Source organism: Oleiphilus sp. HI0066, from assembly GCF_001635725.1.
On sequence record NZ_LWFH01001848.1, the window covers coordinates 1 to 729 of the forward strand.

3 protein-coding genes are annotated in these 729 nt (G+C 47.6%); all 3 read right to left on the minus strand.

Going from position 1 to position 729, the window contains the following annotated elements; genetic code table 11:
• Positions 1-197: hypothetical protein (locus A3738_RS28595; RefSeq protein ID WP_197474114.1), on the minus strand; the 197-nt coding region annotated here is incomplete at its 3' end.
• A 3-nt stretch (positions 198-200) separates the two neighbouring features.
• Entirely contained in the window at positions 201-485 is a 285-nt protein-coding gene (locus tag A3738_RS28600; RefSeq protein ID WP_068501194.1) for a helix-turn-helix domain-containing protein, read from the minus strand.
• A 1-nt stretch (position 486) separates the two neighbouring features.
• On the minus strand, positions 487-729 hold a 243-nt coding region (locus A3738_RS31735), incomplete at its 5' end, for a helix-turn-helix transcriptional regulator (RefSeq protein ID WP_369819847.1).

Genomic DNA, 729 nt, shown 5'->3' on the forward strand with positions numbered 1-729 from the left:
CAGCCATACTCTTGCATAAGAGACAATGTAATACTGAAATCACCATTGTTGTAGCCCTGATATTGCCTCAAAACGTCCACAAGTAGTACTTTCGACTTGTGGCTTAGATTGATGTAGTCAGTATGCCTTAAAACGTCTTTTGGCAGCATCACGAAAGGACGTTTCTTTTGTCCACTTTTTCCTTTAGGGCGAGCCATCTCTTACAAGACTCCACAATGCTCGTTGACAAGAACATAGCGGGCATTACGGTGCTTGTAGCCTCGACTGTTTTCCTCTGTCGTCCATACAGTTCGAATATCCCAGTCCATCTCTCGAAGCTCCATAATTCGTGGTGCTGGTGACATTATGTCCAGTTGTTCACGAGCGTAGATTGTAGTCACACCTTCGTTAGAGCGTTCTTTGAGCGCATTTAAAAGCCGTGTTCGTTGGGCTGATGTAGAATTTAGTTGCTGACTTTCGCCCTTCGGGGCGTTTGTTTTTTTCATTCTATGCTTCTCCCAACTCGCGTCTCTCTAATAGGTTTTGAACCAGCTCTTTGAGTTCGGCTTCGCTCTTGCCTGCAATACGCGCTTTCATCACGGCGAAGACTTCATCGCTAGGCCAGGCAACGGTTCGGGAAGTGATGGCAACGCCAGGGGTCATAAGCCCTTTGCTGATGTCGTTGTAAAATGCTGTGCGGCCCTTACCTAGAGTCCTGCAAGTCTCAGGGCGACGCATCATGTAGACGGG

Coding starts and splice junctions, on each gene's coding strand:
- A3738_RS28600 (WP_068501194.1), bottom strand. CDS start 485: ATGAAAAAAACAAACGCCCCGAAGGGCGAAAGTCAGCAACTAAATTCT.